Source organism: Mitsuaria sp. TWR114 (assembly GCF_007997345.1).
In genome coordinates, this window is record NZ_VOSR01000707.1 from 1 (window position 1) to 2,910 (window position 2,910).

At 72.8% G+C, this 2,910-nt stretch carries 4 protein-coding genes; 2 read left to right on the forward strand and 2 right to left on the reverse strand.

What is annotated here, in order from left to right; all coding sequences use genetic code 11:
* A partial coding sequence (gene tmk / locus FUT87_RS22820; RefSeq protein ID WP_147242490.1) for a dTMP kinase occupies positions 1-523 on the reverse strand: 523 nt, incomplete at its 3' end.
* Between the two features lie 39 nt (positions 524-562).
* Positions 563-1,546: an endolytic transglycosylase MltG gene (gene mltG / locus FUT87_RS22825; RefSeq protein ID WP_221213825.1), complete on the reverse strand. Its 984-nt coding sequence runs from the start codon at positions 1,544-1,546 to the stop codon at positions 563-565.
* A 122-nt stretch (positions 1,547-1,668) separates the two neighbouring features.
* Here mltG and FUT87_RS22830 point away from each other — a divergent pair, with 122 nt between their 5' ends.
* On the forward strand, positions 1,669-2,646 hold the full coding sequence (locus tag FUT87_RS22830; RefSeq protein ID WP_091733431.1) for a folate-binding protein YgfZ: 978 nt from the start codon (positions 1,669-1,671) through the stop codon (positions 2,644-2,646).
* The coding region (locus tag FUT87_RS22835) for a DUF4936 family protein (protein WP_147242491.1) at positions 2,643-2,910 on the forward strand (268 nt) is incomplete at its 3' end. The genes FUT87_RS22830 and FUT87_RS22835, both read left to right, overlap by 4 nt.

A 2,910-nucleotide genomic window follows, 5' to 3' on the forward strand; every position in this document is an offset into this window, starting at 1 on the left:
GCGCCGCTTCGGCGCGGCGCTGGTAGCCCTCGCGCACGCGGGTGAAGAAGTCGAGGTCCAGCTGCTCGAGCCGGTCGGCGTCGCGGGCCTGGGCGCGGCGGCCGGCCGCGATCGCGGGGTCGACGTCGAACCAGAAGGTCAGGTCCGGCTCCCGGCCTTGCTGCACCCACTGCGCCAGCGTGCCCAGCACCTGCAGGTCCATGCCGCGGCCGCCGCCCTGGTAGGCGAAGCTGGCGTCGGTGAAGCGGTCGCAGAGCACCGTCCGGCCCGCGGCCAGCGCCGGCGCGATGACGCGCTGCACATGGTCGCGGCGCGCGGCGAACACCAGCAGCGCCTCGGTCAGCCCATCCATGTCCTGGTGCAGGAACAGGTCGCGCAGCGACTCGGCCAGCGGCGTGCCGCCCGGCTCGCGGGTCTGGACCAGGTCCGCGCCGCGCTCGCGCAGGCGCTGGGCGACGGACTCGACATGGGTGGACTTGCCCGCCCCGTCGATGCCCTCGAAGGTGATGAATCGGCCGCTCACGCGTGGATGCTCTCTCGGAAAAAAGCGCAGCGCGGACGCTCAGCGGCCGCGCTGGTACTTGTTGACCGCGCGATTATGCGCGGCCAGGTCCTCGCTGAACTGGCTGGTGCCGTCGCCGCGCGACACGAAGTACAGCGCCTTGGACGGGGTCGGGTGCAGCGTCGCCTGCAGCGCCGCCAGGCCCGGCATCGCGATCGGCGTCGGCGGCAGCCCGCCGCGGGTGTAGGTGTTGAACGGGGTGTCCGTCTGCAGGTGGATGCGCCGCAGGTTGCCGTCGAAGTCGGTGCCCAGCCCGTAGATGACCGTCGGATCGGTCTGCAGCGGCATGCCGGCCTTGAGCCGGTTGATGAACACCGCCGCCACCAGCCCGCGGTCCGCCGCGGCGCCGGTTTCCTTCTCGACGATGGAGGCCAGGATCAGCGCCTCGTCCGCGCTCTTGAGCGGCAGGCCGTCGGAGCGGCCGGACCAGGCGCTCTCCAGACGCTTCTGCATCAGCGCATGGGCGCGCTTGAGCACCGTCAGGTCGCTCACGCCGCGGCTGTACGCGTACGTGTCGGGGAAGAAGCGGCCCTCCGGCGCCTGGCCGGGCGCGCCCAGCGCCGCCATGATCTGGGCGTCGGTCATGCCGGCGGTCGTCTGCTTGAGCGCCGGCGCGGCCGCGATCGCGGCGCGTAGCTGGCGGAAGTTCCAGCCCTCGATCAGGCGGAGCTGCTCCAGCACCTGGTCGCCGCGGACCATCTTGTCCAGCAGCTCGCGCGGCGTGATGCCGGCATGGACCTCGTAGCTGCCGGCGCGGATCTTGCGCGCCTGCCCCGAGTAGCGGAACCACGCGTAGAGGAAACGCGGATCGGTCTGCACGCCCGCCCCGACCCAGGCCTGCGCGACCTGCTGCGGCGGCGTGCCGGGTTCGATCGAGAGCTCCAGGCTGTCCTTCTCCAGCGCCAGCGGCGCCTGCAGCCACCACCAGACGGCGCCGCCGGCGCCCGCGGCCAGCACCGCCAGCGCGACCAGCACGGACAGCAGCCAGCGTCCGATCCGGCCCGATTGCTTCTTCGATTTCCTCGCGGCGCGGCGAGGGTTGTGCTTCGCGCGTGACAAGACCCGGGGCCCTTCGTGAAATGCGGGGGCTGATGATAATCGGCCCCATGATCGAAGACCTCCACCACGCCCCGCCGCCCGTGCCGTCCTCGGCCCTGGGTGCCGTCCGTCTCGCCGACTGGGGCGTCATCCGCGCCCAGGGCGAAGAAGCCGCCAAATTCCTGCACACGCAGCTGACGCAAGACCTGGCCCTGCAGACGCCGGTCCAGGCCCGCCTGGCGGGTTACTGCTCGGCCAAGGGCCGGCTGCTGGCCACGATGCTGGCGGTCAAGCCGGACGAACAATCGGTGCTCCTGGCGCTGCCGGCCGAGGTGCTGCCGGCGACGGTCAAGCGGCTGTCCATGTTCGTGCTGCGGGCCAAGTGCAAGCTCAGCGACGACAGCGCCGCCTGGTCGGTCTGGGGGCTGTCCGGCGCCCAGGCGCGCGACTGGCTGGGCGCCGCCGCGCCGGCCGGGGTCTGGACGGTGGGCCGCCTGGCGCTGGCCGACGGCCGCGAGGCGCTCGCCACCCGGCTGCCCGACGACGGCCTCACGCCGCGCTTCCTGCTGCTACAGCCCGCCGATGCCGCCGCGCCGGCGCTGCCGTCGATCGATCCGGAGGAATGGCAGGGGCTGGACGTCACCGCCGGCCTGGCCTGGATCCGCCAGGCGACGGTGGAACAGTTCGTGCCCCAGATGCTCAACCTCGAGCTGCTGGGCGGCGTGAACTTCCAGAAGGGCTGCTACCCCGGCCAGGAGGTCGTCGCGCGCAGCCAGTACCGCGGCACGATCAAGCGCCGCACCCACCTGTTCGCGATGGACGGCAGCGATGCCGATGCCACGCCGGGCCAGGAGATCTTCCACAGCGCCGATCCGGAGCAGCCCGCCGGCATGGTCGCCGGCTTCGGCCGCCTGGAAGGCCGTCCGCTGCTGCTGGCCGAGGTGAAGCTGGCCGCGCTCGAGTCCGGCACGCTGCACCTGGGCAGCGCGCAAGGCGCCGTGCTCACGCCCCGTCCCCTGCCCTACGCCATCGGAGAACCGGAATGACCTCGTCGCCGCCAACGCGGGCCTCGGCCCCTGGGACCGCTTCGCCCGATCGCCCGGCCGGCGCACCGGTCGAGCTCTACGTCTACTACCGCGTCCACACGGACGACCTGGCGGCCGCCCTGGCCGCCTTCGAGCAGGCGCGCGCCGGCCAGCCGGTGCGGCTGCTCCAGCGCCATGACAACGATCCGGTCTTCCAGACCTGGATGGAGATCTACGGCCCCGCCCTGCCCGACGCGGCGGACGCGGAGCGCCGCATCGCCGCCG

Coding starts and splice junctions, on each gene's coding strand:
- FUT87_RS22830 (WP_091733431.1), top strand. CDS start 1,669: ATGATCGAAGACCTCCACCACGCCCCGCCGCCCGTGCCGTCCTCGGCC.